Origin of the sequence: Streptomyces wedmorensis, from assembly GCF_000716445.1 — a bacterium.
GTDB classification, from domain to species: Bacteria; Actinomycetota; Actinomycetes; order Streptomycetales; family Streptomycetaceae; genus Streptomyces; species Streptomyces wedmorensis.
The window spans coordinates 1-287 of the sequence record NZ_JNWK01000195.1; the positions used below are offsets into that span (position 1 = coordinate 1).

A 287-nucleotide genomic window follows, 5' to 3' on the forward strand; every position below is an offset into this window, starting at 1 on the left:
ACCATGCTGATCGTCACCCGTGAGGGCGACCGGCGCTGCAAGCTCCGTCCGTCACAGCGCGCGATGGTGGCACTGGTGTACCTGCGTGAGCACACCACTCTGGCGAAGATCGCCGCCGGGTTCGGGATCAGCGAGTCCACCGCCCATGCCTACACCAGTGCCGTCGTCGACCTGCTCGCCGCCCGTGCACCGGGTCTGCTGAGGACGCTGCGCGAGCATGATCCCGACTTCGTCCTGCTCGACGGAACCCTCGCCGAGTGCGACCGGGTCGGCGACGGCCGGACCGA

General features: G+C 69.0%; 1 protein-coding gene. It reads left to right on the plus strand.

The features are described from left to right. The coding region (locus tag OO54_RS41080; protein ID WP_167348180.1) for a helix-turn-helix domain-containing protein at positions 1–287 on the plus strand (287 nt) is incomplete at both ends.